Source organism: Massilia sp. UYP32, assembly GCF_050434365.1.
Classification (GTDB): Bacteria; Pseudomonadota; Gammaproteobacteria; order Burkholderiales; family Burkholderiaceae_D; genus Telluria; species Telluria timonae.
The window spans coordinates 41,617-67,236 of the sequence record NZ_JBNDIK010000029.1; the positions used below are offsets into that span (position 1 = coordinate 41,617).

31 protein-coding genes are annotated in these 25,620 nt (G+C 68.2%); 9 read left to right on the forward strand and 22 right to left on the reverse strand.

Features of this window, described 5'->3' with window-relative positions; translation table 11 throughout:
* From ABIB42_RS21315 to flgB, 3 genes are read right to left on the reverse strand one after another with little or no spacing between them, the layout of a single operon-like run.
* Positions 1–684: a flagellar hook capping FlgD N-terminal domain-containing protein gene (locus ABIB42_RS21315; protein ID WP_005668592.1), complete on the reverse strand. Its 684-nt coding sequence runs from the start codon at positions 682–684 to the stop codon at positions 1–3.
* 2 nt (positions 685–686) lie between these two features.
* A complete protein-coding gene (gene flgC / locus ABIB42_RS21320; protein ID WP_005668593.1) occupies positions 687–1,091 on the reverse strand; it encodes a flagellar basal body rod protein FlgC in 405 nt (134 codons plus the stop codon).
* Between the two features lie 10 nt (positions 1,092–1,101).
* Positions 1,102–1,461 (reverse strand): flagellar basal body rod protein FlgB, encoded by a 360-nt coding sequence (gene flgB / locus ABIB42_RS21325; protein WP_005668595.1) that lies wholly within the window; start codon positions 1,459–1,461, stop codon positions 1,102–1,104.
* A 113-nt stretch (positions 1,462–1,574) separates the two neighbouring features.
* On the opposite strand from flgB, the gene flgA reads away from it, so the two are divergent.
* Complete coding sequence (flgA, locus tag ABIB42_RS21330) at positions 1,575–2,237, forward strand: flagellar basal body P-ring formation chaperone FlgA (protein ID WP_229409855.1); 663 nt, start codon at positions 1,575–1,577, stop codon at positions 2,235–2,237.
* A 4-nt stretch (positions 2,238–2,241) separates the two neighbouring features.
* Here flgA and flgJ read toward each other — a convergent pair whose 3' ends face one another.
* From flgJ to ABIB42_RS21415, 17 genes are read right to left on the reverse strand one after another with little or no spacing between them, the layout of a single operon-like run.
* On the reverse strand, positions 2,242–3,006 hold the full coding sequence (gene flgJ, locus ABIB42_RS21335) for a flagellar assembly peptidoglycan hydrolase FlgJ (protein ID WP_429248957.1): 765 nt from the start codon (positions 3,004–3,006) through the stop codon (positions 2,242–2,244).
* Positions 2,993–3,421, reverse strand: a complete 429-nt coding sequence (gene flgN / locus ABIB42_RS21340) for a flagellar export chaperone FlgN (RefSeq protein WP_005668600.1) — start codon at positions 3,419–3,421, stop codon at positions 2,993–2,995. Before flgN ends, flgJ begins: the two co-directional genes overlap by 14 nt.
* Positions 3,421–3,693, reverse strand: a complete 273-nt coding sequence (gene flgM, locus ABIB42_RS21345) for a flagellar biosynthesis anti-sigma factor FlgM (protein WP_071360150.1) — start codon at positions 3,691–3,693, stop codon at positions 3,421–3,423. Before flgM ends, flgN begins: the two co-directional genes overlap by 1 nt.
* A gap of 29 nt (positions 3,694–3,722) precedes the next feature.
* Complete coding sequence (locus ABIB42_RS21350) at positions 3,723–4,670, reverse strand: flagellar motor protein MotB (RefSeq protein WP_429248958.1); 948 nt, start codon at positions 4,668–4,670, stop codon at positions 3,723–3,725.
* A 3-nt stretch (positions 4,671–4,673) separates the two neighbouring features.
* Positions 4,674–5,585: a flagellar motor stator protein MotA gene (motA, locus tag ABIB42_RS21355; RefSeq protein ID WP_429248959.1), complete on the reverse strand. Its 912-nt coding sequence runs from the start codon at positions 5,583–5,585 to the stop codon at positions 4,674–4,676.
* 37 nt (positions 5,586–5,622) lie between these two features.
* Complete coding sequence (locus tag ABIB42_RS21360; RefSeq protein ID WP_429248960.1) at positions 5,623–6,357, reverse strand: FliA/WhiG family RNA polymerase sigma factor; 735 nt, start codon at positions 6,355–6,357, stop codon at positions 5,623–5,625.
* A 28-nt stretch (positions 6,358–6,385) separates the two neighbouring features.
* Positions 6,386–6,835 (reverse strand): flagellar basal body-associated FliL family protein, encoded by a 450-nt coding sequence (locus ABIB42_RS21365; protein ID WP_005668605.1) that lies wholly within the window; start codon positions 6,833–6,835, stop codon positions 6,386–6,388.
* Positions 6,836–6,840: 5 nt separating this feature from the next.
* Positions 6,841–8,082, reverse strand: coding sequence for a flagellar hook-length control protein FliK (locus tag ABIB42_RS21370; protein ID WP_429248961.1), 1,242 nt, complete (start codon positions 8,080–8,082; stop codon positions 6,841–6,843).
* Positions 8,079–8,393 (reverse strand): hypothetical protein, encoded by a 315-nt coding sequence (locus ABIB42_RS21375; RefSeq protein WP_005668608.1) that lies wholly within the window; start codon positions 8,391–8,393, stop codon positions 8,079–8,081. Before ABIB42_RS21375 ends, ABIB42_RS21370 begins: the two co-directional genes overlap by 4 nt.
* Positions 8,386–8,775, reverse strand: a complete 390-nt coding sequence (fliS, locus tag ABIB42_RS21380) for a flagellar export chaperone FliS (protein WP_005668609.1) — start codon at positions 8,773–8,775, stop codon at positions 8,386–8,388. Before fliS ends, ABIB42_RS21375 begins: the two co-directional genes overlap by 8 nt.
* A 15-nt stretch (positions 8,776–8,790) precedes the next feature.
* The gene (gene fliD, locus ABIB42_RS21385; RefSeq protein ID WP_005668610.1) at positions 8,791–10,188 is read right to left on the reverse strand and encodes a flagellar filament capping protein FliD; all 1,398 of its coding nucleotides are present in this window, start codon (positions 10,186–10,188) and stop codon (positions 8,791–8,793) included.
* 31 nt (positions 10,189–10,219) lie between these two features.
* Entirely contained in the window at positions 10,220–10,681 is a 462-nt protein-coding gene (locus ABIB42_RS21390) for a flagellar export protein FliJ (RefSeq protein WP_429248962.1), read from the reverse strand.
* The gene (gene fliI / locus ABIB42_RS21395) at positions 10,678–11,994 is read right to left on the reverse strand and encodes a flagellar protein export ATPase FliI (protein WP_219862879.1); all 1,317 of its coding nucleotides are present in this window, start codon (positions 11,992–11,994) and stop codon (positions 10,678–10,680) included. Before fliI ends, ABIB42_RS21390 begins: the two co-directional genes overlap by 4 nt.
* Positions 11,991–12,665, reverse strand: coding sequence for a flagellar assembly protein FliH (fliH, locus tag ABIB42_RS21400; protein WP_005668613.1), 675 nt, complete (start codon positions 12,663–12,665; stop codon positions 11,991–11,993). Before fliH ends, fliI begins: the two co-directional genes overlap by 4 nt.
* Entirely contained in the window at positions 12,662–13,684 is a 1,023-nt protein-coding gene (locus ABIB42_RS21405; protein ID WP_005668614.1) for a FliG C-terminal domain-containing protein, read from the reverse strand. The genes fliH and ABIB42_RS21405 overlap by 4 nt, the downstream gene beginning before the upstream one ends.
* A complete protein-coding gene (gene fliF, locus ABIB42_RS21410) occupies positions 13,668–15,383 on the reverse strand; it encodes a flagellar basal-body MS-ring/collar protein FliF (RefSeq protein ID WP_219862881.1) in 1,716 nt (571 codons plus the stop codon). The genes ABIB42_RS21405 and fliF overlap by 17 nt, the downstream gene beginning before the upstream one ends.
* Before the next feature lie 19 nt (positions 15,384–15,402).
* Positions 15,403–15,744, reverse strand: a complete 342-nt coding sequence (locus ABIB42_RS21415) for a flagellar hook-basal body complex protein FliE (RefSeq protein WP_005668618.1) — start codon at positions 15,742–15,744, stop codon at positions 15,403–15,405.
* A 332-nt stretch (positions 15,745–16,076) separates the two neighbouring features.
* Here ABIB42_RS21415 and ABIB42_RS21420 point away from each other — a divergent pair, with 332 nt between their 5' ends.
* Genes ABIB42_RS21420 through ABIB42_RS21455 form a run of 8 tightly spaced genes read left to right on the forward strand, consistent with a single transcriptional unit; the run spans position 16,077 to position 23,618 of the window.
* Positions 16,077–17,012, forward strand: coding sequence for a FliM/FliN family flagellar motor C-terminal domain-containing protein (locus ABIB42_RS21420; protein WP_273161527.1), 936 nt, complete (start codon positions 16,077–16,079; stop codon positions 17,010–17,012).
* Positions 17,012–17,368: a FliM/FliN family flagellar motor switch protein gene (locus tag ABIB42_RS21425; RefSeq protein ID WP_370662473.1), complete on the forward strand. Its 357-nt coding sequence runs from the start codon at positions 17,012–17,014 to the stop codon at positions 17,366–17,368. The genes ABIB42_RS21420 and ABIB42_RS21425 overlap by 1 nt, the downstream gene beginning before the upstream one ends.
* The gene (gene fliP, locus ABIB42_RS21430; protein ID WP_083415088.1) at positions 17,365–18,141 is read left to right on the forward strand and encodes a flagellar type III secretion system pore protein FliP; all 777 of its coding nucleotides are present in this window, start codon (positions 17,365–17,367) and stop codon (positions 18,139–18,141) included. Before ABIB42_RS21425 ends, fliP begins: the two co-directional genes overlap by 4 nt.
* A 31-nt stretch (positions 18,142–18,172) precedes the next feature.
* Positions 18,173–18,442 carry a flagellar biosynthesis protein FliQ gene (fliQ, locus tag ABIB42_RS21435; RefSeq protein ID WP_005668624.1) on the forward strand — a complete coding sequence of 90 codons (270 nt, stop codon included), beginning with the start codon at positions 18,173–18,175 and terminating at the stop codon, positions 18,440–18,442.
* Positions 18,443–19,234, forward strand: coding sequence for a flagellar biosynthetic protein FliR (gene fliR, locus ABIB42_RS21440; protein ID WP_083415086.1), 792 nt, complete (start codon positions 18,443–18,445; stop codon positions 19,232–19,234).
* Complete coding sequence (gene flhB, locus ABIB42_RS21445) at positions 19,224–20,363, forward strand: flagellar type III secretion system protein FlhB (RefSeq protein WP_429248963.1); 1,140 nt, start codon at positions 19,224–19,226, stop codon at positions 20,361–20,363. Before fliR ends, flhB begins: the two co-directional genes overlap by 11 nt.
* Positions 20,364–20,368: 5 nt before the next feature.
* On the forward strand, positions 20,369–22,462 hold the full coding sequence (locus ABIB42_RS21450; protein ID WP_429248973.1) for a flagellar biosynthesis protein FlhA: 2,094 nt from the start codon (positions 20,369–20,371) through the stop codon (positions 22,460–22,462).
* Positions 22,463–22,505: 43 nt separating this feature from the next.
* A complete protein-coding gene (locus ABIB42_RS21455) occupies positions 22,506–23,618 on the forward strand; it encodes a DegT/DnrJ/EryC1/StrS family aminotransferase (protein ID WP_429248964.1) in 1,113 nt (370 codons plus the stop codon).
* Positions 23,619–23,710: 92 nt separating this feature from the next.
* Here ABIB42_RS21455 and ABIB42_RS21460 read toward each other — a convergent pair whose 3' ends face one another.
* Both ABIB42_RS21460 and ABIB42_RS21465 read right to left on the reverse strand, forming a co-directional pair.
* On the reverse strand, positions 23,711–24,565 hold the full coding sequence (locus ABIB42_RS21460; RefSeq protein ID WP_429248965.1) for a flagellin: 855 nt from the start codon (positions 24,563–24,565) through the stop codon (positions 23,711–23,713).
* 143 nt (positions 24,566–24,708) lie between these two features.
* Positions 24,709–25,593 (reverse strand): hypothetical protein, encoded by an 885-nt coding sequence (locus ABIB42_RS21465; RefSeq protein WP_005668634.1) that lies wholly within the window; start codon positions 25,591–25,593, stop codon positions 24,709–24,711.
* Positions 25,594–25,620: the final 27 nt, after the last annotated feature.

Consider the following 25,620-nt stretch of genomic DNA (forward strand, 5'->3'; position numbering starts at 1 on the left):
TTAGTTGGTCAGCGCCAGGTCGGCGGACGTGTTTTTACCGTTGAAACCCGTGATCCAGCCCGGCTCGACTTCGCCGACGCCGGCCACCTGCATCAGGATGCCGCCGGTCGAATCGAGGCGCACGCTGTTCAGGCGGCCGTCGATCTCGATCGCCGGCTTGGTGCCGTCCGACGACTCGGCCGCGATGCTGTACTTGCCGGCCGGCAGGCCGAGCTGCGCCGGGTCGAGCGTGAATGCCTGGCCGCCGGCGCCGTGCGGCGGCAGTTCGATCCTGGTCTGCTTGCCGGCGACGTCGGTCAGGATCACATGGGTGAGGGTGCTGGCGCCTTCCAGGCGCACGCTGCCGGTGATCGCGGCGTCGCCCAGTTCCACGCGGCTGGTCTCGACCGAGACCTGGCTGCCGACCTGGCCGCCCATCGCCAGCACCTGCAGGCTCTGCAGCATGGTGGCGCTGGCGGCCGTGGTCTGGGTCATGTTTTCCAGCGCCTCGGTCTGCGACAGCTGCGACAGCTGGTTGACGAAGGTGGCCGGATCGGACGGGGCCAGCGGATCCTGGTTGCGGATCTGCGCCACCAGCAGCTTGGTGAACATGTCCTTGTTCTCGCTCATCGGCACGCCGGCCGGGCTGGTGCTGGTGCTGCTGTAATTGCTGCTGAAACCGAAGTTGTTGGTGGTGGTGACCATGATCAGCTTTCTCCCATGCGGATCAGGGACTGCTGCATCGACTTGATGCGGCCCATGACCTCGACGTTCGTTTCGAAGGCGCGCGAGGCGGCCATCATGTCGGCCATCTCGGCCACTTCATTGACGTTGGCGTAAAAGACCATGCCGTCGGCGTCGGCCAGCGGATTGTCCGGCTCATGCACGCGGCGCAGCGGTTCGCTCGACTGCACCACGTCCAGCACCTGCACCTTGGCCACGCCCTCGCCGTCGAGCACGGCGGAAAACACGGGCTTGCGGGCGCGGTAGGCCTCGGCCTCGGTGGTGGCCACGGCATTTGCGTTGGCCAGGTTGCTGGCGATCGTGTTCATGCGCACGGTCTGGGCCGCCATGGCCGAGCCGGCGATCAGGGAAATGTCTTTGAAACCCATTCAGCGCTCCTTATTGGCCGGTGATGGCTTTGTTCAGGCCGCGCAGCTTCATATTGATGAAGGTCAGGCTGGTCTGGAAATCGGAAGCGTTCTGCGAGAACGCCGCCTGCTCGACGCCGATCTCGACGGTATTGCCGTCGGCGCTCGGGTGGTAGGGCACGCGAAACAGCGGGCCGTCCTCGGAGAGCGTCGGCAGGCCGTCGTCGGCATCCATCCGGTCCTGCATCACGCTGGCGAAGTCGATGTCGCGCGCCGTATAGCCGGGCGTGCTTTCGTTGGCGATGTTGGCGGCCAGCACGCGGGTGCGTTCGGCGCGCAGCTGGAGCGCGTCGGCGCTGACGCCGAGGGCTTCCTTGAAATTAATCGACATGGCGATTCTCCAGTGAACTGCAGTGAACTTGGTTAGAATGGGCCTTTCCGCCTGACCCGTATTGTCCAATGATTGCTTTCCGTACGGCAACAATAAGTATTGTAACCTGTCTGTTGTGCACCACAGCGTGGTCGGCGCAAACTCTTTCCGTACAAATAGAACAAGCCGCGCGCGAGCAACTCGAGAAGGTCGCCGCGGCCAGCGCGCTGGGCGATCCGGAGTTCGACCTGAACGTGGTCAGCAGTCGTCCGGCGCCCGCCTGCAAGGGGCCGGTAAGCGTCGAAGCGCTCGACACGCGCCAGCCGGCGCGCATGCGCTTCGTGGCGCGCTGCCCGGACGGACAGGGCTGGCGCCACGACTTCGTGGTGCGCGCGCGCATGTCGGCGCTGGTGGCGGTGACCGCGGCGCCGGTGGGCGCCAACCAGACGCTGGGCGAATCCGACGTCACGCTCGAGCGGCGCGACGTGACCAACCTGCGCGATCCGATCGGCCTGCCCGAGGAAGCGGTCGGCCAGTCGAGCCGGCGCAGCCTGCGCGCGGGCGAGGTCCTGCGCGCCAGCCAGCTGGTAGCCCCGATCGTGGTGAAACGCGGCGACGCCGTGGTCATGACGGCGCGCGAGGACGGCATCGAGGTCAGCATGGCGGGCGAGGCGCTCGACGCCGGCGCGCGCGGCGCCGTGGTGCGGGTCAAGAACAGCGCCAGCGGCCAGGTGGTGCGCATGCGCGTGCTCGGCGCCGGCGCGGTGCAGCCGATCGACATGCCGCTGGGCGAATAGTCCGTCATTCCTGGTTCCCTTGCAGGCTGGCCGCGATGCGGGCCAGCTTGGCGGCGTAGCCGGGATCGGTCGCATAGCCGCCGCGCGCCAGTCCCTGGGCGAAGGCCTGGGCGTCGTTGCCGGTGTTCAGGGCGGCGCGGTAGCGCGGATTATCGGTGAGCACGCGCGCATAGTCCTGGAAGGCGCTGGCCGCGTCCGGATAGGCGCGGAAGCGCTCGCGCGTCTTGAGCGCGGCGCCGTTCACGTATTCGGTGGTGGTGGACTCGCCGGCGGCGCCTTCCCAACCGGCGCCGGCCTTGATCCCGAACAGGTTGTGGCTGCTCGCGCCGTCGGCGGTGCGCAGCGGACGCTGGCCCCAGCCCGATTCGAGCGCGGCGTGGGCCTGCACCAGTTCCGGCGCCACGCCGAGTCGTTGCGCCGCCTGGCGCGCCCAGGGGGCGATGCTGTCCAGGAACGCCTGCTGCTCCGGCGTGCTGGCCGCAGCGCCGCCGCTGGCGGTGGCAGGGTCGACGCGCTCGTCCTCGCCCATGATCAAGCCTTGCGCGCGCAGCCGCAGCAGGGCGCCTTCGGCGCTCAGGCTACTGGCGGCGGCGCCGTCGACGTCGCCGTGCTGGATGTAGGCGTTCACTTCGCCCTGCAGCTCGCTGAACAGGCGGCCGAAGCCGGCGCCGCCGCCGTCGCCGATGGCCGCGGTCGGACGGGTCGCGGCGGTGGCCGACGTGGCCGCCGTGGCGGCGGTCGGCGCGATGGAGAAATCAGCGTGGCGCATAGATGCCATCCTCGCCGTGCAGCACGCGCTGCATCACGGAGTATTGCTCGGCCAGCAGCTGGCCATTGCGGATGGTCGCTTCCTTGCAGGCGCGCACGATGGTTTCCAGCTCGGCCCAGGCGGCGTCAAAAGTGGCGCGCGCGGCCGGTGTCAGGCTGGCGATGTACTGTTCCATCGTGGCTTGCGCGCCGAGCAGGGCGCGCACCAGCTGCAGGCGTTGCTGGCGGCGGCCTTCCATGGCCTCGAGCAGCGGCGCCAGGTCCTCGGCCAGCGCCGTCAGTTCAACGCTGCGGTGGCGCACGGCGGCCTCGAACTGCCGTTCCAGCAGGGCGTGGATCGCGGCCGCTTCGTGCAGGTCGCGCTGGACGCCGTCGAGCAGCAGCGCATTGGCCTGGGTGCGGGTGAGGGTGGCCATCAGCGTCCTCCGTGGAATTTCTGGATCAGGCCGGCCAGGCGGCCCGGATCGAACGGCAGCTCGCCGCGCGCCAGCGCATCGCGCAGCTCGGCCACGCGGGCGGCGTCGAAGTCGGGCATGGCGCGCAGGGCTTCGGACGCCGGTTTCAGCACCTCGGATTGCAGGGCGGCGCCGGCGCCCGCCGGCATCTCGGCCTGGACCGGCGCGGCCACGGTCTGGGCGCCGACAGTGACGCTGGCGACGGCGGCGTTGGATGAGCCGGTGATTTTCATGCGGTTACCTCGGGATTTCGGTTGGATCGTCATGGCGTTTTCGGCAGTTGGCCGCGCAATTCTTCCAGCGCCGTCGCGTCGGGCAGCGTGACGGTGGCGCCGTTGCCCAGCGCCGTTCCATTGCTGCCGGGGGCGCCGAACATGTTCGCCACCGCGCGCGACTGGGCGCTGGTCAGGATCAGGAGTTCAATGCGGCGGTTCATGCCGTCGAGCGGATCTTCCGGATGCAGCGGACCGCGGTCGGCCATGCCGACCACCTGCAGGATGGTGGAGGTCTGCATGCCGCCGGTGAGCAGCTGGGCGCGCGCGGCCAGCGCGCGGTCGGTCGACAGGGCCCAGTTCGAGTAGCCGCCCTTGTCGGCGCCGGCGTAGCGGCTCGAGTCGGTATGGCCGATGATCAGCATCTGGTTGCGCATCTGGGCGAACAGCGGGCCCATCTTCTGCAGCAGGCGCGCGAAGCGGCCGGTGGGCAGCGCGCTGCCGCGCATGAACATGCCCTGCTTGTCGGTGTCGTGCAGCATCACGCGCAAGCCGTAGGGCGTGACCACGGTGGCCAGGTTCGAGGCCAGGCCGGCGTTCACCGACAGCTCGGTCAGGGCCTTGGCCAGGGCGGTCAGGTCGGCCGGGGTTTCGTAGGCGGTGCGCGGCGCGCTCGGGCTGCCCGGCTGGCTGGTGCCGGCATTGCCGGTGCGCGGGACCTCGAAGCGCTCGATCAGGCTACCGCTTGGCTCGGTGGCGATGGCCGGTTTCTGACCCTGGCCCTCGAGCATGCCGGCGCTGGTGGCGTCGCGCACGATGGCCTGCAGGTTCTGCTGCTCGCGCGTGGCGATCAGCCACAGCACCAGGAACAGCGCCATCAGGGCCAGGCAGAAGTCGGCGAACGCCACTTTCCAGGCGCCGCCGTGCTCGTCGTGCTGGTGCTTGCCCCCGCCGCGCTTGACGATGGTCGATTCGTGCTTGTCGTTCGTTTTCGACACGTGTTACCCCGTCATGCGGTCGCTGCCGCGGCGCCGCTTGTTCTGCGATTCGTCTTCGCCGCCCATGGCGTTGATCCACTGTTCGAGCTGGGCGAAGCTGGGTTTGGTATTGAGCTGGATCAGGCGCCGTCCGGCGTCGATCGCCAGCAGGGCCGGTTTGCCGGCCACGTGGGTGCACAGCACCACCTTGACGGTTTCCATGGTCGAGGCGTCCGAATTGACGGTCTGCTTCATCAGGTTGGACAAGGGCTCGAGCAAGCCATAGCAGGCGAAGATGCCGATGAAGGTGCCCACCATGGCGGCCCCGATCTTCTCGGCGATCTCGCCCGAATCGGCGCCGCCCGAGACCGAAAACATGGCCATCACGATGCCCAGCACCGCAGCCAGGATGCCGAAGCCCGGCATCGCCTCGGCGATCTTCTGCAGCGATTTCGACGGCTGGGTCAGTTCCTCGTGGATGGCGTCGAGTTCCTGTTCCAGCACGCCCTCCAGCTCGTGGGCGTTGATCTTGCCCATGGCCATCAGGCGGAAGTTGTCGACGATGAAGGCCAGCAGCTTCGGCTCTTCCAGGATCAGCGGGTAACGCTGGAACAGCGGGCTCTCGGCGGGCGCCTCGACGTGGGCGTCGAGCGCCTTCAGGCCGCCGGCGGCGGTCTGCAGCAACTCGTACATCAGCAGCAGCAGCTGGCGCTGGAATTCGGAGTCGTGCTTCTTGCGCGCCGCGACCTTCTTCAACTGGTGGCCCATCTCGGCCAGCACGTGCTTGGGATTGCCCAGCACCAGGGCGCCGAACGCGGCGCCGCCGATGATCAGGAGCTCGACCGGGTGGAAGATCGCGGAGAAGGTGCCGCCCATCAGGGTGAATCCCCCGAAGACGCATCCGACTACGATGGCGATACCGAGTAGTTGCTGCATGACGTTTTGCCTTTCTGGCGTTTTCTTGGTGGTTTGTTCAGTCGCGCTGGAGCGCGGCCTTCATCTTGGCCAGCGCACTCTTGTTGAGCTGGCAGACGCGGGCGTCGGACAGGTCGAGCACGGCGGCGATTTCCTTGTAGCTCAGTTCGAACTCGTAGATCATCTGGATCACGCGCTGCTCCTTTTCGTTGAGGGTGGTCAGCACCTGTTCCAGGCTGCGCCGCACCATGAACTGTTCTTCCGGGCCGGGCGTATGGTGGGCGTCGGCGACCGCTTCCTGCAAGACTTCGTCAAAGCTCAGCATTTCCTCGGCGCTGTCGTCGAGCAGATACTGTTGATATTCATCAGCGGACAGGCCCAGGGCCTGCGCCGCCTCTTTCTCGCTCGGCTCGCGGCCCAGGCTGCGGGTCAGCGCGCGCAAGGCGTCGCGCTGGCGGTGGCTGTCCTGGCGCACGGCGCGCGGACGCCAGTCCTGGCGCCGCAGCTCGTCGAGGATGGCGCCGCGCACGCGCAGCGCCGCATAGCTCGAAAAGCCGGCATCGGGCTGGCCGTAGCGGCGCAGCGCTTCGAGCAGTCCCATCAGGCCGATCTGTTCCATGTCCTCGCGCCCGAACGCGCCCGACACCTGGCTGCCGAGCTGGCGCGCGATGCGCTTGACCAGCGGCGCGTAGGCCAGCAGGTGGCGCCCCTCGTCCTGGGCGCTCATGCCGGCGGCTTGCGCCTCGCCATAGTCGGCGCAGGCGCCGGCGGCAACGTCGAGGTAATCGGTCATATAGGCCACGTGGTCACCCGCGATGGTGTCACTCGATGATCAGCTTGCCGACCATGACTTCGGAAAACGGCTTGATGTGGTTTTCCTTTTCATAGTTGGCGTTGAATACCTTGTTCAGCTCGGCCGCGTACTGGTCGACCGTCATGCTCGACGCTTCGGCCATGGTGCGCGCCGACAGCGCCGAGACGGCGATCGAGCGCAGCAGCGGCAGCTGTTCCTTGGCTTCCTTCTCCTCGGCCGGCGTGGTGGCCAGCACCAGGTCGACCGACAGGTAGTGCGCGGCCTGCTCGTTCGGCGCGCGGCGCAGCATGACGATCACCTTGTCCAGCGTGACGTACTTGGTCGGCTTCTTTTCGGGGGCCGGCTTGGCCACGGCGCCCGCGGCGGGCGCCGGGTTCATGTACCACATGGCGCCGCCCGCGGCGGCGGCGGCCGCCACGGCGACCCCGGCAAAGGCGATGATCAGTTTTGCTTTCATGGTCTTTAGTCGCGGTTATTCATCGAAAACAGGGAACCGGCGTCGCCGGCGTCGTTCAGGGCCAGGCCGGGCGTGCGCTGGCGCTGTTCTTCCTCGCTCTGCTGGCGGCCGCGGCCCCCGGCATCGGCGCCGGGCTGGCCGGACGGCTGGTTGCCGGCCTGGGCGGTGGATTGGGCGCGCGGGGTCTCGCTCACGTTGACCGAGACGTTGCTGTACTGGCGGCCGGCCAGGTCGTTGCGCAGGCTGTCGCTGACCGTGTTCAGCTGGCGCAGCACTTCGCTGTTGGAGGCGGCGATGGACACTTCCAGGTTGCCGCCGCTGTGGCGTACCGAGATCTCGATCCGGCCCAGCATCGGCGGCTCGAGGCGGATCGTGGCCTGCTCCATGCCGCGGCCGAGCTGCAGCTGGAGGCGGTCGCCCAGCGCTTCCTGCAGGGTCTGGCGCCAGGCGGTCGGCGGACCGGCGAGCGTGACGCTGTCGGCGCCGCGCGTCGCGGCCGGCTGGCTGGCGGCGCCGGCGACGCCGGTGGTGGTGGCGCCCGTGGGCGCGGGCTCGGCGCCGTCGGCCGGGGCGGCGTCCAGCGCCGGGGCGGCGTGCGCCGGGGCGGCGCCCGCCGTGGCCGGGGGCGCGGCGGCCGGCAGCGCCTGGGCCACGGCGGCGTCGGTGCGCGGCGCGGCCGGCGCCGCGGCTGGCAGCGGCAGGGCCGCGGCGTCCGCTGCGCCGCGGGCCGCGGCCTGAGGCTCGGCGTCGAGCGCCAGCAGGGCATCGGTGGCGGGTGCGGCGGAGGTCACGGCGGCGGCGTTGGCGCCCACGTTGGCGCCATCGTTGGCGGCGCCGGGCTTGGCGCCCGGCATCGCCATCATCATGGCCGGCAGCGCGGCCGGCGCCGCTTGCGGCGTGATCACGGACAGTGCGGCCAGTGCGGCATCGATCGCCACCGCATCCTGTGCGGCCGTGTCGTCCGGCTGGTCGGCGCCGGGGTCTTGCGGTGCGGCTTCGGGCACGGCGCCGTCGACCGGCAGCGCCGCGTCGGTCCCGGGCGCCACGTCGCCCAGGGTGATCCACTGCTGGAATGGCAGCACCTGGGCGGCCGGCTGCGGCGCCGCCGCGTCCGCCGGCATGCCCGGCTGGGCGCCATCAGGCGCGGCGGCCGCGTCGAGCGGGGCGCCGTTCGCGGCGACCTTGCCGGCGCTGGCGCCGACGGCATTCATGGCATTCATCGCGCTGTTCATGGAAAAGTTCATCATGGGGTGCTACCTGATTCGAGTTCGCCCGCGAGGGCATAGGCCATCCAGCCTTCCTTGTTGTCGCGCATCTCGCCCAGCTGGGCTTGCAGGTGCGACGCCGCATCGGCGCTGGCGCGGGCGGCGCCATCGTGGGCCGCGCGCAGCCGGGCCAGGGCGGCGCGTTCGCGCGCGCTCCAGTCTCCGCGTCCGGCCAGCGCCTGCAACTGCGGCCCGAGCGCGCGCGCCGCGCGTTCCAGCAGGTCCCAATCGGCGCCTGCGCTCGCGTCGCGCAGCTGCGTTGCCAGGCGCTCGATGGCGGCGCTCCTATCCATTGCGTTCCTGCACGCCTTTCCAGCCCTGGCGGATGGTGGTCAGGACCTGGATCACCTCGTCGACCATGGTGGGGTCGAGCTTGATGCCGGCGCCGTTCAGGCGGTGGGCGCAGAAGTCGTAGATGCGGGCCAGGTTGGCCACGGTCTCGCCACCGCTCTCGAAATCGAGCGAACTCGACAGGCCATTGATGATCTCGACGCATTTGTCGATGCTCTTGGCCTTGGCCTCGTAGCGGCGCGCCACGATGTGGGCGCGCGCGCGCGCCAGCTCGTCGAGCAGGCCGTCGGTGAGCAACAGGACCAGCTCGACCGGCGAGGCGCGCGACGTCTGGGCGTCCAGGTTGACGGCGTGGTAGCTGCCGTAGGCTTCCTGATAGGACATGATGGTGGGGCTCTCTTAGTCTTGGTCGTTGCCGAACAGGGCGTCGAACAGCGACACGTTATGGTTCATCACGCCCTGCATCGACTGCAGTTGCGTGAACTGGCGCAGGTAGCGGTCGTAGGCGGCCTTGTGCTGCAGGTCGAGCGTGGCCTGGCGATCCGCCAGCCGCGTCTGCAAGGTGCCGTTCTGGTCGCGGCGCTGCTTGATCTGGCCGTCGATGCCGTTGCTCCAGGATTTCAGGTATTTGTCGAGTTCGCCGGCGACGCCGGTCGGATTCGAGGCGGAGGCGGCGCCAATCACCGTATCGAGGCCGGTCGGGTTGCGTGCCAGCTGGGCCAGCAGGCGGTCCGAATTCACCTCGAGCGTGCCGCTGCGGGTGGCGATGATGCCGTAGGTGGCGAGCGATTCGCCGGTGCCCGGACGCAGCAGGGCGGCCAGGCGGTCCGCCAGCGCGCGCACGCCGCCGTCGCGGGCGAAGGCGCCGTCGTCGGCCGAGGTGGACGGGTCGTTGCCGGCGGTGAGCTTGGTCAGCGTGGTCTTGAGCTTGTTGAAGGCGTCGACGAAGGCCTGCACGTTGGCGAGGGTCGACGTGTTGTCGGGGCCCACCGTCAGCGAGACCGGGGCGGCGCCCGATGCCTGGGCCTTGGTGAAGGTCATCTTGACGCCGTCGATCGCGGTGAAGGTATTGCTGGCCTGGGTGATCGCGGTGCCGCCTTCGCCGCCGACGTGGATTTCGGCGTCGACCCCGTCGACCAGCGTGCGCAGGTTGCCGGCGCCGAGCTTGGCGGCGAGCGGGTTGCCGTCGAGGTCGCCTTGCAGGCCGCTGGCGTCGATCGTGATCTTCGAGGCGGCGCCGGTGTCCTTGGCGGTGAGCACCAGTTCCGAGGTGCCGTTGCCGGTGTTGACCACCGAGGCCACGACCTTGCCGTCGTTGCCTTCGGCGGCGTTGATGGCGGCCGCCAGTTCGCGCGGGGTCAGGTCGCGCGCGGTGGCGCCCAGGTCCACCTCGAACGACGTGCCGTCGACGCCGCCCATCTGGATGTCCAGCTTGCCGCTGACGCCGGTCGCGTTGCCCAGGCCCGCGTACGACACCTGGCTGGCCGCGGCCAGTTGCTTGACGAAGAAGGAATAGGTGCCGGCCGCCGCGGTGCTGGTGGCGGTGGCGCTGCCGATGGCGGCGTCGCCGAACACCGCCGACTGCGCGTACATGGTCTTGTTCAGGCCGGTGAGCGAAGACAGGCTGGTCTGGAATGCCGACAGCGCCGAGCTCAGGTCGGACAAGCCTTTTTCGGTGGCGCTGGCGGCCGTCGTCTGGGCGTTCAGGATCGCCTGGCGCGAAGCGATGTACTTGTCGGCCAGGTCGTTCGCGGTCGGGATCGGATCGTAGGTTGGTGCGGTGATTGCAGTTGCCATGCGTGCTCCTTGGTCTATTCGTGTGCGTCGTTCATGCCGCGGCCAGGCCGCCCGGTTTTCCGGCCATCCACGATTGGGTGGCGATATCGTCTTCGCGCTTTCTTGTAGCGCGTTCCTGTTCGACTGCCAGCGCATCCTGCTCGCGCACCAGCACCTTGCCCAGCAGCTCGCGCCGTACCCAGGCATCCTTCAGGCGGCCCTGCGCGACCGCCATGTTCGCTTCGTGCAGCGCCAGGTCGGTGCGGTGGCTGTCGGCCAGCGCCAGCACGCCCTGCTTGTAGGCGCCGCAGTTCAGGGCCAGCACCGGGTTGAGCGCCAGCGTGGCGCCGGACGCGCCGCTGCCTTCGGCCAGCAGCGCCAGGCGCTCCAGGTTGACCTGGTAGCGCACCCGGGTCGCTTCCTGGCTGGCCAGGTCGGCCTGCAGGCGGTCGACCTGGGTGGAGCGCAGCTGCACCAGGGTGTCCAGGCTCCGGATCGTCTGTTCGCGCTTCATGCCATCATCTCCTTCAGGGCGGCGACGCAGCCGGCCATCGGCGCCGCCTCGCGCGTGCCCTGGCACAGGAAGGCTTCGAACTGCGGCTGCAGCTGCACCGCGCGGTCGGTTTCCGGATCGGCGCCCGGGACGTAGGCGCCGAGCGGGATCAGGTCGCGCACGCGCGCATGGCGCGCCATCGCGGCTTTCAATTTGCGCGCGGCCAGCGCGTGCTCCTGCGGCACCACCTGGGCCATGCAGCGCGAGATCGACTGGGCGACGTCGATCGCCGGATAGTGGCCGCGCTCGGCCAGTTCGCGGGTCAGCACGATGTGGCCGTCGAGGATCGCGCGCGCCGAGTCGACCACCGGATCCTGTTGGTCGTCGCCCTCGGCCAGCACCGTGTAGATGGCGCTCATGCTGCCTTGCGGATGTTCGCCATTGCCGGCCGATTCGACCAGTTGCGGCAGGTTCGAGAACACCGACGGCGGATAGCCGCGGGTGGCCGGCGGCTCGCCCAGCGACAGCGCGACTTCGCGCAGCGCCATCGCGTAGCGGGTCAGCGAATCGCACAGCAGCAGCACGTTCAGGCCGCGGTCGCGGAAATGGGCGGCGATCGAATGGCACATCTCGGTCGCCATCACGCGCATCAGCGGGCTTTCATCGGCCGGGGCCACCACCAATACGGCGCGTTTCAGGCCTTCCGGGCCGAGCGAGCGCTCGACGAACTCGCGCACCTCGCGGTTACGTTCGCCGATCAGGCCGACCACGATCACGTCGGCCACGGTCTGGCGCGTGATCAGGCCCAGCAGCACCGACTTGCCGACCCCGGAGCCGGCCATCAGGCCGACGCGCTGGCCCTTGCCGATGGTGAGCATGGCATTGATGGCGCGCACGCCGACGTCGAGCGGTTCCTCGACCGGCGCCTTCCTGAGGGGATTGACGCGCGGCGGGGTGGTCGACAGCGGCTGGTCGCCGCCAAGGCGGCCCAGGCCGTCGATCGGCTCGCCCAGGCCGTTGACCATGCGGCCCAGCCACGAAGGTCCGATCATCAGGTCGCTCTTGTCCGGCGTGGGCAGCACGCGCGCGCCGGTGGCCAGGCCGGCCGCCTTCTTGAACGGCATCAGGTACGACACCTTGTCGCGAAAGCCCACCACCTGGGCGTCGAGCCACTCGCCGTCGACGGTCTCGATGCGGCAGCGCTGGCCGGTGTGCAGGCGGCAGCCGACGGACTCCAGCAGGAGTCCCTGGGCGCCCACCAGGCGCCCGGTCGGCGTCGCCACCGGCACCGCGCCGATGTCGACCGCACGCAGGCTGTCGGCCAGGGCCATCATGCCGTCGGCTCCTCCGTCATGAGCTGGTCGTGGACCTGCTCCATCACCGCCGCCAGGCGACCCTGGCAGCCGGCGTCGACTTCATTGTCGCCGGCACGCACGCGGCACTCGCCCGGCTCGAGGGCAGGGTCGGGCAGCAGGGTCCAGGTGCGCGCGCGCTTGGGATCGAGTTCCTGCACCCGGCGCAGTTCCTCGGGATTCAGGAAGACCTCGACCTCGTCGCGCGACGGCGGCATCACGGCCAGCGCTTCTTCCACCAGGGCCAGCAGTTGCACCGGCTGCAGCGCGAGTTCGGCGCGGATCACCTGGCGCGCGATCTTGCCGACCAGTTCGACGACTTCGTTGCGCTGGGCCGCGCGCAGGTCGGCCTTGAGCTGGGACAGGCCCTCGAGCATGGCCTCGACCGGACGCGCCAGTTCGTCGAAGCGCGCCAGAGCGGCGGCGCGGCCTTCTTCCATCCCGCGCTCGCGGCCCTCGGCCTCGCCGCGCGGATAGCCTTCGGCGCGGCCCTGGTCGAGACCGGCCTCATAGCCTTCGCGCTGGCCCTGGCGATAGCCGTCGGCCAGGGCGCTCTGCCATTCCTCCTGCGAGCCCGCGCCGTTCGGGCCGGCCGGGCGCGCCGCGCTGAACTGGTGCAGCGGCGGGAAGTGATAGGACCTGAACTGCTTCATTCCGCGGTCGCCTCGGCAAACAGCTGGATGTCGATCTCGCCGGCGTCGGCCAGTTCCTTGACGGTGGCCATGATCTCGCGGCGGGTCTGCTCGATGCGCGACATCGGGATCGGGCCAGAACGGCGCATCAGGTCTTCGAAGCTCTGGGCCTGGCGGCGCGGCATCGCGGCCAGGATGGCTTCGCGCAGCGGCGCCTCGGCGCCCTTGAGCGCGATCGCCCACTGTTCCAGCGGCACGTCGTCGAGCAGGCGGGTGATGACCTGTTCGGTCTGGCGCGACAGGATGAAGAAGTCGTACATCGACATCTCGATCTGCGACACCACTTCGGGATCGTGGGCGCGCAGCAGTTCGACCATGCCGGCGCGGTTGTCCTGCAGGCGGTTGAGGATGTCGGCGACCTGGCGCACGCCTTCCACGCTGGCGCTTTGCGTATCCAGCGCGGCCAGGCAGCGGCCGACCAGCTCTTCGAGTTCGTGCAGCACGTCGCGGTCGATCTCGTCCAGGCGCGCCATGTTCAGCAAGACCAACTCGCGGCCCTCGACCGGCAGCGCCTCGAGGATCTGGGAAGCCAGCGCCGGCGGCAGGAAGGCCAGGAACACGGCCTGCATCTGCACGTGCTCGCTCGAGACGAATTCGGCCAGCCAGCGCGGCGAGGCGTACTGCAGGCGCGCCATCATCGGGCGGATCGCATCGCCATAGATCGTATTGAGCACGCTGTTGGCGATGTCGCTGCCCAGCGCCAGGTCGAGCGAGCGCTTGAGGTAGCTGCGCGAGGCGCCGTGCAGGCCACTTTGCTGGCGGTAGTCGTCGAAGAAGGACTGGAGCGCCGACTTGACGGCATCGACCTTGATGCCGCTCATGCGCGACATGACCTGGGTCAGTTCCATCAATTCGTCGCGTTCGAGGCAGCGCAGCACAGCGGCCGCCTGCTCCTCGCCGATCGACAGCAACACGATCGCGGCCTGTTCGACCGGCGTCAGGACGACGGCGTCGTCCTCAAAATTATTCTGGTCGGCCATGTTTTTTCTGTACCCATTGTTTGACGACTTCGGCAACGCGCTCGGGCTCCTTGCCGGCCAGGATCTTCAGGTGGTCGACCATGACGTCCACCGCGGAACCGCTCGGTGGCAGGTCGTAGTTCTCGAGCAGCGGGACCACGGCGCCGGGGCTGGTCGCGGTGGCGGCGTCCGGCGCGCCGAGGGCGGCCACGCCGGCAGGCAATGCGCCGGCCGCGGCCGCGCCGGGCGCGGCGGCTGCGGCGCCCGGTGCGCCCGGCAGGGCAGGGGTGGCCGGCGCCAGCGGCGGCTGTTGCGGCGCCAGGCGCGTGGTGACGGCGCGCAGCAGCGGGCGGGCCAGCAGGAAGTAAGCGAGGATCGCGCCCAGCGCCCACAGGGCGTAGCTGGTCATGTCGACCACGTTGTCGCGCTCCTGCCACCATTCCTGGGCCACGGGCGCGGCCGGGAAGTTCAGGCTCGAGACGGCCAGCACGTCGCCGCGCGCGGCGTCGATGCCCAGGCCGCCGGCCAGGATGGTCTTGATGTTGGCCAGCTCGGCCGGCGTCCAGGCCTGACCGTTGGCGGCGCTGGCATTGTTCAGCACCACCGCCACCGACAGCTTCTTGAGGCGGCCGCGTTCGCGCTTGATCTGGGTGATCGCACGGTCATAGGCGTACTGGCGGGTGGTGGCGTTCTTGCGCGCGCTGCCGTCCTCGCCGTTCCCGCCCGGCGCCTCGGTATCGAGCGCATCCGGATTGGCCGGCGCCGGCGGGCGGTTCGACAGGGTGCCGGGCACGCCCAGCGCCATGCGGTTCTTTTCCATCTCCTCGCGCATCGCCTCGCTGGTGACCTTCGGCGCTTCGCCGTATTTTTCCTGGGTCTCTTCGATGCGGTCGTTGTCGACCGCGGCGGTCACGCTGAGCTTGTAGTTGTTGACGCCCAGGATCGGCGCCAGCAGGTCGTTGACGTTGGCGCGCACCTCGTCGGTGTAGCGCTTCGAGGCCGCGTCGCCCTGCGTCGCGCCTTCGAATCCATCCTCCAGGTCGACCCGCGACGACAGGAAGTTGCCGGCCTGGTCGACCAGCGACACGCGCTGCGGCTTGAGGCCGGGCACGCTGCCCGAGACCAGGTTGACGATCGCCGCCACCTGCTCGTTCGACAGCGCGCGGCCGGGTTTCACCGAGACCACCACCGAGGCCGAGTTGCCGTCGGTAGTGGCGGTCACGAAGGAGCTGGTCTTGGCGATCGCCAGGTGAACCCGCGCCGACGCGATCGCGTCCATGGTCAGGATGCTCTGCGCCAGCTCGCCTTCCAGGCCGCGCCTGAAGCGCACGTCCTGCACGAACTGCGACACGCCCAGCGGATCGTTGCGGTCCATCAGTTCCAGGCCGGCCGGCAGCTGGGCGGTCACGCCCTTGGCGGCCAGCAGCATGCGCACCTTGCCCAGCGCGGCGGCCGGGACCATCACCTGGCCGCTCTCGGGGTGCACACGATAGGGAATCTGTTCGGCTTCGAGCACCGACATCATGTCGGCGGCGGCGACTTTTTCGCGCGCGCCGAACACCGGCTTGTAGCTGGACTGGTCCTGCCACAGGTACATCATGATGGCGGCGGTGAGCGCCACGGCCAGGCCGAGCATCAGCGGCAGGTTGTTGCGCAGCAGGGGCGGCAGCGAGGGCAGGGCCAGCTTGCCGCCGACGGCGGACTTGAGGGAGGAGATCACGGGAAGTTTCGCTGTATGGTTAGACCGGGAGCTTGATCAGCTCGTCGACGGCCGTCATGACCTTGTTGCGTACTTGCATCAGCATCGAGAACGACAGGCTGGCTTGCTGGCTGGCCAGCATCGCGCCGACCAGGTCGTCGCTCTTGCCGGACTCGACTGCGGCCACGCGCGCGCCGGCCGCCTGGTCCTGGGCGTCGACGTTGGCGATGGCCTGCTTCATCACCTGGGTGAAGGAAAAGGCGTTGCCGGATTCGGCGCCGGGGTTGGCGAAGGAAGTGGCGGGGGCGATCGCCAGGCGATTCGCGTCGTTGGTCAGTTGCGCCAGGTCGGCCCGGATCAGGCCGGCAAGTTCAGTTGCCATCGTGGTTCCCATGTAAAAACGTTGTTGTTTGCGAGCGACAAAAAGTTGCGGATTTTCGGCTTTTGCTGGCCCGGTCAGTCGTGAAATTCTTAAACATCGGTCAACGAACGAACGTTTGTTTTTTCCGTTTGTCTTCTGTCCTTTCCCTTCGTCTCTCCTCTGGGAAACCGGGAAAGTGGGGCGAGTTGTTGCGATGCGACAGCACGATATTACCGTACGGCAAGTTGGAAATCAAAGAAGAATGTCAAAGCTTCTGTATAAAACTTCCCTGTATAATTGTTGCCGTGGAGAATGAAAAGCTGTCATCGAAACGTAATTTTTAGTCAACAAACATGTCGATAAATCAACCAGATCGTGCGCGCGATTTCCAGGTGCTCGACCCCTGCCTGCTGGGGCGGCCGGTGCATCTGCTGCCGGCCTTCGCGGCGCGCCTGGCCGAGGCGCTCGGCGCCGCGATGGCTTCTCCGGGTGGGCGCCGCTACTGGGGCGCCTTCCGTCTCGAAAGCCTCGCCTTCGAGCGCGCTCCCGACGACCGCGCGCTGCGCTGGCTGGGCGTGAACGGTCCCTACGGCCTGGCTGCCGTCGCTTTCGAACGCAGCCTGCTGCTGGACCTGCTCGAAGGCCGCTATGCGCGCCGCACGCAGGGGCCGCTGCAGGGATCGAATATTGCACCGCAGCGCGATCCCGGCCTCGAGCGCGTGACCGCCACCGAGGAGCGCCTGGCCGCGACCCTGGCCCAACAGGTGACGCGGCTGCTCGACGAGCAGGTGGCGCAAGGACTGGCCGCGGCAGGGACTGCCGCGCCGGCGCCGGCGCCGCAGCTGGCCAAGGGCGGCGCCTCGATCGTGCCGGCCGGCGCGCCGGGCAAGTCCGGCTGGGTGATCCGCGCCGTGCTGCGCGCCCAGTACGGCCGGCGCGACACCGACGACCCCAGCCTGGCGGCGCCGGAAGGGCGCTTGTGGATCAGCCTCGATCACGGCCTGATGGCCCACGTGCTGCAGGGCCTGATGGCCGACCGCAACGGCATGCGCGGCGCGGTGCGCATGGCGCGCGAGCCGCTGGCATCGCACCTCCGGGTGAAGCTCGAAGGCCGCCTGGTGAGCAAGGAAGTGACCCTCGCCACGCTGTTCGGCCTGAAGGTCGGCGACGTGATCCCGGTCTCGGTCGGCCGCGCGGACGTGTTGCTCGACGATTCCCGCCTGTTCACGGCCGCGGTGGCCGAGCACAAGGGCAAGCTGTGTTTAACCTCATTTGAAGACGCCGAATAATGGACATGAATCTCAACGAGCAACTGGCTGGCGACGTGATCATCGATGATCTGGACGCCGTCGACGGTGCGACCGCCACGGCCGGCCGCCAGGCCGGACGCCAGCTGCCGCAGATGATGCGGCGCATCCCGGTGACCCTGACCCTCGAGGTCGGGTCGGCCCGCGTCTCGCTGCAGGAACTGATGGATATCCAGCCATCGTCGGTGCTGCCGCTCGATTCGCTGGCCGGCGAGCCGCTGGTGATCAAGGTCAACGGCACCCCGATCGGGCGCGCCGAGGTGGTGGTCGCGGGCGAGCAGTATGGCCTGAAGGTGATCGACCTGGACGGCCTGAACCTGGACATGCTCGCGCCATGATGCGTGTCACCCGCAGCGCGCCGCCGGGCGCGCTGCTGCTCGGCGCGCTGCTGGGCGGCCTGCTGCTGTCGTCCCCGGCGCTGGCCCAGAACCAGGACCTGCTGGCCGGCGTCATCCCGGGCGCCGATGCGACCAGCTCCGGCATGAGCGTCAAGTCGCAGATCCTGGTCATCATGACCCTGCTCGGGCTGCTGCCCGTGATGATCATGATGATGACCTGCTTCACCCGCTTCGTGATCGTGCTGTCGCTGCTGCGCCAGGCCCTCGGCCTGCAGCAGGGCCTGCCCACCCGGATCATCACCGGCATCGCCCTGATCCTGACCATCCTGGTGATGCGTCCGATCGGCGAGCAGGTATGGAAAGAGGCGTTCCTGCCCTACGACCAGGACAAGATCGGCCTGGAGCAGGCGCTGCGGATCGCCGAAGTGCCGGTGTCGCGCTTCATGCTGGCCCAGACCAGCAAGGCCTCGCTGGCGCAGGTCGCGCGCCTGGCCGGTGAACCCGACTATGCGCAGCCGCAGCAGCACAGCTTCCCGGTCAAGCTGGCCGCCTTCGTGCTGTCCGAACTGAAGACCGCGTTCCAGATCGGCGCCATGCTGTTCATTCCCTTCCTGATCATCGACCTGGTGGTGGCGTCGGTGCTGATGGCGATGGGCATGATGATGCTGTCGCCGCTGGTGATCTCGCTGCCGTTCAAGCTGCTGCTGTTCGTGCTGGTCGACGGCTGGACGCTGACGGTGAGCACGCTGGTGGGCAGCATCCACGGCTACTAGCCGGCCATTCCTGTACGAGAGAGCGACGAACATGAGTCCCGATATCGCCGTCGACCTGGTGGTCGAGGCCCTGCAGATCGTGATGCTGCTGGTGATGGTGCTGGTCATCCCGGGCCTGGTCATGGGCCTGGTGGTGGCGCTGTTCCAGGCCGCGACCCAGATCAACGAACAGACCCTGAGCTTCCTGCCGCGCCTGCTGGTGACCCTGCTGGCGGTGATCCTGGCCGGCCACTGGATGACGACCCGGCTGATGGATTACTGCGTCTCGGTGTTCCAGCGCGCGGCGACCCTGGTGGGTTGAATGGGCATCGAGCTGTTCGGCTTCCTGATGCCGCTGATCGGCGCCCTGTGGTGGCCGTTCTGCCGCATCATGGCCATGATGGTCACCGCGCCGGTGATGGGCGACGGCGCCATCCCGGTGCCGGTGCGGGCGCTGCTGGCGATCGTGCTGTCGTTCCTGATGCTGCCGCTGACCACGCGCGCCGGCATGGCGGCTCCCGATCCGTTCTCGCTCTCTGGCGTGGTCGCCATGTTCGAGCAGGCCGTGATCGGCGGCGTGCTGGGCCTGGCCCTGCAGTTCGCGATGGCGGCCGTCACCATGCTGGGCTTCCTGGCCTCGAGCCAGATCGGCTTTTCGATGGCGCAGATGAACGATCCGGTCAACGGTCAGGTGTCGGACGTGATCTCGGGCCTGATGTCGCTGGTGGCGATGCTGGTGTTCTTCGCCATCGACGGCCACCTGGTGCTGGTCGCGGTGCTGGGCCAGAGCTTCCATGCGTGGCCGGTCGGCTCGGGCGTGCCGCCGATGCTGCTGGAGGCGGTGGCGCTGAATGTCGGCTGGGTGTTCGCCGCCGCCGTGCTGCTGGCATTGCCGATCGTGTTCTCGACCATCGTGGTGCAGATGGGCTTTGGTTTCCTGAACCGGGTCGCGCCCAGCCTGAACCTGTTTTCGCTGGGCTTCGCGCTGGTCACGATCTTCGGCCTGTTGATGTTGATCCAACTGGTGCGCTTCATTCCCGAGCACTACGTGTCGATGACCAACCAGGTGCTCGAGATGCTGACCGAACAGATGAGGATGGCCCGTGGCGGATAACAACAGCGGTGGCGACAAGACCGAAAAGCCCTCGGCGCAAAAGCTCAGGAAAGCGCGCCAGGAGGGCCAGGTGGTGCGCTCGCGCGACCTGGCGACGGCGGTCGGCATCCTGATCAGCCTGAAGCTGTTCTCCTTGATGGCGCCCGGCTACCTGGAAGACATGCGCCACCTGTTCCGCCTGGTGTTCGTGCCCATGGGCGCGGCCGGCGACATCGAGAACGCGCTGTCGACCGTGTTCGGCGCCGGCGTGATGCTGCTGGTGCAGATGGTGCTGCCGCTGCTGGCGGTGCCGCTGGCGATCGTCGTGGCCGGCGTGGTGCCGGGCGGCTTCATCGCCAGCGGCAAGAACCTGCAGCCCAAGTTCAGCCGCTTCAGCCCCATCACCAACCTGGGCAACCTGTTCTCGCAAAAGCACTGGGTGGGTTTTCTCACCTCGTTCGGCAAGGCCGTCATGCTGGGCGTGGTGCTGTGGATGGTGTCGCGCGCCGGCATGAAGGCCTACGTCGAGCTGCAGCGCATGCCGCTGCAGGATGCCATCGCCGCCGGCAGCGGCCTGGCCTTCGACGCCCTGATGGCGATGGTGGCGGTGTTCGTGGTGTTCGCCGTGATCGACGTGCCGGTGCAGCACTGGCTGTTCATGCGCAACCAGCGCATGAGCAAGCAGGAGATCAAGGAAGAACACAAGAGCAACGAGGGCCGCCCCGAGGTCAAGCAGCGCATCCGCCAGCTGCAGCAGCAACTGGCCCGGCGCAGCGTGCGCAGCACGGTGCCGACCGCCGACGTCGTGATCGTCAATCCGGAACACTATGCGGTGGCGCTCAAGTACGACACCGCGCGCGCCGAGGCGCCGTTCGTGGTGGCCAAGGGCGTGGACGAGATGGCGTTGTACATCCGCCAGGTGGCGAAAGAGAACAACGTCGAGACCCTGACCCTGCCGCCGCTGGCGCGCGCCATCTACAACACCAGCCAGGTGCAGCAGCAGATCCCGGCCCAGCTGTACCAGGCGGTGTCGCAGGTGCTGAACTACGTTTTACAACTGAATGCGTTCCGTGCCGGCCGGCGCCAGGCGCCCCCACGGTTCCCCAACGAGATGGACGTGCCATCCCACCTGAGTGAGAAGAAAGAATGAACTTCATGAACACGATCAACAGCGTCATCCAGGAGCTGCGGCGCCAGAAGTACGCGGCCCCGGTCTTCCTGATCGCGCTGCTGGGCATGATCATCCTGCCGCTGCCGCCGATCCTGCTGGACGTGCTGTTCACCTTCAACATCGTGCTGGCGCTGATCGTGATCCTGGTGTCGGTGACGGCCAAGCGTCCGCTCGACTTCGCCGTGTTCCCGACCGTGATCTTGGGCACGACACTGATGCGCCTGGCGCTGAATGTCGCTTCGACGCGTGTCGTGCTGCTGCACGGCCACGAAGGCACGCATGCCGCCGGCCAGGTGATCGAAGCCTTCGGCAACGTCGTCATCGGAGGCAACTTCGTGGTCGGCCTGGTGGTGTTCGTGATCCTCATGATCATCAACTTCATCGTCGTCACCAAGGGCGCCGAGCGCATCTCGGAAGTGTCGGCGCGCTTCACCCTGGATGCGCTGCCGGGCAAGCAGATGGCGATCGACGCCGACCTGAACGCGGGCCTGGTCAACCAGGAGCAGGCCACCATCCGGCGCAAGGACGTGGCGTCGGAGGCCGATTTCTACGGCGCCATGGACGGCGCCTCGAAGTTCGTGCGCGGCGACGCCATCGCCTCGATCCTGATCCTGATCATCAACCTGGTGGGCGGCGTCGCGATCGGCGCCCTGATGCATGACCTGCCGATGGGCGAGGCGTTCCGCGTCTATGCGCTGCTCACCATCGGTGACGGCCTGGTGGCCCAGATCCCGGCGCTGCTGCTGTCGGCGGCGGCAGCGATCCTGGTGACCCGCATCGGCGAATCGGGCGACCTCGAGAAGCAGGTGAGCGACCAGCTGCTGGCCCAGCCGGCGGTGCTGTTCTCGGCGGCCGGCGTGATGTTCATCATGGCCATGGTGCCGGGCATGCCGTGGTGGTTCTTCACGGCGGCGGCCGCCGTGCTGGCTTATGTCGGCTGGAACATGTCGAAGAGAGTGAAAGCGCCCGACGTCGCCGGCGTGGCCAAGATCGAGGCCGCGCTGCGCGACGAGCGCGCGCCGGATCTCGACTGGCAGGCCTTGCCGGTGGTGCAGCCGGTCACGGTGGCGGTGGGCTACAAGCTGGTCGGCATGGTCGACCGCGCCCAGGGCGAGCCGCTGGTCAAGCGCATCAAGGGCGTGCGCCAGAGCCTGTCGGAACAGATGGGCATGCTGCTGCCGGCGATTGCGGTGCGCGACGACCTGGCGCTGCGCCCGACCCAGTACTCGATCAGCCTGTCCGGCACCGTCGTGGCCGAGGCCGAGGTGATGCCCGAGCACCTGCTGGCGATCCCGTCGCCGAACGTGTACGGCGAACTCGACGGCATCCCCGGCATCGAGCCGGCCTACGGCATGGCCATCACCTGGATCGAACCGGGCCAGAAGGCGCATGCGCTGGGCCTGGGCTACCAGGTGGTCGAGGTGCCGAGCGCGATCGCGACCCACGTCTCGAAGGTGGTGCGCGAATACCTGCACGAGCTGTTCCGCCACGAAGACGTGCCGGCGATCCTGGAACGCCTCACCGCCTTGTCGCCCAAGCTGGCCGCGGCGCTGGAAAAGGCGCTCACCCATACCCAGCTGCTGCGCGTGTTCCGCGTGCTGCTGGCCGAGGGCGTGTCGCTCAAGGACATCGTGGTGATCGCCACCACCCTGCTCGACAGCTCGGAGACGACCAAGGATCCGATCCTGCTGGCGGCCGAGGTGCGCTGCGCGCTGCGGCGCCAGATCGTCTCGACGCTGTTCGGCAAGAAGAAGGAGATGCCGGCCTTTAACCTGTCGGCCGAACTGGAGAACATGCTGCTCGGTTCCCTGAACCAGGCGCGTCAGAACGGCGGCGGCAAGGTAGTGCTGGATAATTACCCGATCGACCCGCAGCTGCTGTCCCAGCTGCAGATCAATATGCCGGTGGCGCGCGAGCAGATGAAGCAGCAGCATACGCCGCCGCTGCTGCTGGTGCTGCCGCAGGTGCGCCCGCTGCTGGCGCGCTATGCGCGCCTGTTCGCGCCGGGGCTGCACGTGCTGTCGTATAACGAGATTCCCGAGAACCGCGACGTGTCGATCGTGGGGACGGTGGGCTGACGCAGGCGGGGGCGCGGCGCCGTGTCCCCTGGAGGAGCAAAGCATGAGTGACGCGAAACCGATCTACGTGACCCAGCCGCATCTGCCGCCGCTGGAAGAGTTCTATCCCTACCTGCAGGAGATCTGGGACAAGCGGATCCTGACCAATGGCGGACCGTTCCACCAGCAGCTCGAGCAGGCCTTGTGCGACTACCTGGGCGTGGAGCACCTGGCCCTGTTCTCGAACGGCACGCTGGCGCTGGTGACCGCCCTGCAGGCCGCGCGCATCACCGGCGAAGTCATCACGACGCCATACTCGTTCGTGGCCACCGCCCATTCGCTGCTCTGGAACGGCATCACCCCGGTGTTCGCCGACGTCGAGCCGGGCAGCCTGAACCTCGACCCGGCGCGGATCGAGGCGGCGATCACGCCGCACACCACCGCCATCCTGCCGGTGCATTGCTACGGCCATCCCTGCGACGTCGCGGCGATCGAAAAGATCGCGGACAACTACAACCTGAAGGTGATCTACGACGCCGCCCACGCCTTCGGGGTCGAGGACGCCGGCGGCAGCATCCTGCGCCATGGCGACCTGTCCGTGCTCAGCTTCCATGCCACCAAGGTCTTCAACACCTTCGAGGGCGGCGCCATCGTCTGCCCGGACCGCCGCACCAAGCAGCGCATCGATCACCTGAAGAACTTCGGCTTCGTCGACGAGGTCACCGTCGTCGCACCCGGCATCAACGGCAAGATGAGCGAGATCAACGCGGCATTCGGCATGCTCCAGCTCAAGAGCGTGGACGCGGCGATCGAACGGCGGCGCCAGATCGATGCGCGTTACCGCGCGCGGCTGGCGCCGGTGGCCGGGATCCGCTGCGTGGACCGTGCGGGCGAGAAGGTCGCGAACCACTCCTATTTCCCGATCCTGGTCGAGCCGGAGTACGGCGCCAGCCGCGACGAGCTGTATCACCGCCTGAAGCGCCATGACATCCATCCGCGCCGCTACTTCTATCCCCTGATCACGGACTTCCCGATGTACCGGGGGCTGGCGTCGGCGCGCCGCGACAACCTGCCGGTGGCGACGGCGGCCGCCGCCAGGGTGCTGTGCCTGCCGATCTATCCGGCCCTGGCCGATGCCGACGTCGACCGGATCATCGACATCGTCGCGCACGGATGAGACGATCCGGCTGCGCCAATGAAAAAGGCCAACCGCGAGGTTGGCCTTTTTGCATTGGCGGACCCGGGAAGCCCGGGCCTGGCCGATGACGATTACTGCAGCAGCGACATGACCATCGACGACATGCTGTTCGATTGCTTCAGCATGGCGGTCGAGGCTTGCAGCAGCATCTGGTTGGAGGTCATGTTCGCGCTTTCGCTGGCGAAGTCGACGTCCATGATGGTGCCGGTCGCGGCCTTGGTGTTGGTGCTGATGTTGGACAGGTTATTGTACACGTGTTCCAGGCGGTTGGCGGCGGCGCCCAGGCCCGAACGGACCTTGCTCACCGCGTCCAGCGCGGTTTCCAGGTCGTCGATGGTGCCGTTTGCATTGGTGCCGGTCAGTTCGGTGCCGGTGGAAGCGGCGGTGTAGTTGGTCGAGACGGCCGAGGCGGCATCGGCCAGCGAGCTCATGTCGTCCGACAGGTCGATTTCCATGGTCTCGTCCGACGAGGCGCCGATCTGGAAGGTCATGGCGCCGTCGACGGTGCCGCCGACCAGCAGGGTTTCGCCGCCGAACTTGGTGTTCTTCAGGACGTTGGCCAGTTCCAGGCCCAGTGCATCGTATTCGGCCTGCATGGCGGTCTTGTCGTCGTCGGTCGACGACTGGTCGGCGGCCTGGGTCGCCAGGTCCTTCATGCGGACCAGCATGTTCGACACTTCGTCCAGCGCGCCTTCGGCGGTCTGCAGCATCGAGGTCGAGTTCTGGGTGTTGCGCATCGCCACGGTCATGCCCGAGGTCTGGGCTTTCAGGCGCGAAGCGATCTGCAGGCCGGCGGCGTCGTCCATGGCCGAGTTGATGCGGTAGCCGGTCGACAGGCGGGTCATCGAGGTCGACAGCGAGCTCTGGGTGCGCGCGATCGAATTCTGTGCGGACAGTGCGGCGTTGTTGGTGTGAAGGCTCAGCATGGTAACTCCTGTTGGTACTACATTATCTGGAAATTCGAGTGCGTCACTCGCTCTCCACTGTACAAGGCGACCAGTTTCGCTACGGCATTAAATTCTTTTGAGAAATTTTCTCGAAAATATTTCATACCTGGATAGCGGCGCGCTCAGGCTTCCCGTGCGGGTTGCTCGACCGCCGGGAGCAGCAGCGCCAGCTCGGCCACCGCGCGGAACACCGCCGGGCTCAGGGCCTGGGCCACCGCCTCGGCATTGGTGCGCAGGGCGTGGCTGTGCTCGGTCGGTAGGCGGTCGCGGAACTGCCAGCGCAGCACCTTCAACCCGGCGCGGCCGAGCGCGCTTTCCAGCTCCGGCTGCAGCCAGCGCAGGCGCGTGAGGGTGCGCGCATCGGCCCCGCATAGCGTCAGTGCGACGCCTCCGGGCAGCGGTTCGACCTCGACCACGACGGTGCTGCCGTCGGCCAGTTGCAGCGCCAGGCGCAGGGCGGCGCGCAGGCGCCGGCGGCGTCCCGGCGGCTGGTCGGGGTCGCGCGACAGGACTTCCAGGTGCTGGGGCGCCTGGCCGGCGCCATGCACCGTGAAGCGCCAGGCGTCCGGATGGGCCGCCAGCAGCTCGGGCTGGCGCATCGCCTGGCCCACCACCTGGCCCTGTTGCGCCGCCGCCAGCAGGGCCGGCGACAGCTGGCCGGCGCTGCTGGCCAGGGCGCGGCTGGCCAGCTGGCTGCCGTGGTTGCGCACCTGGGTGCGCCAGGCGCGCGCCAGGCCGGCGGCGTCCATCTGCTGGTAGGCCAGCTGGCGCGCCATGATCGCCTGGTCGGGACGCATGGCCGTCCCCTCGGCGCCGGATTCCGGCGCCTGGGCCGGCGTGCCGGCGCCCGTGGACAGCGCTTGCGAGAACGGCAGCGGCGGCCCGTCGGCGCCCCCCGCGAGCAGGGCGACCGGGGCGGCCGCGGCGACGGCGCCGACCGGCAGCGCCGGCGTGGAAGGCGGCGTGACGAGTGGAGGCAGGGCGGGAAGGGAAGAGACGCTGGCCATGATGGACCCCGTTCAGGAATGTAAAAA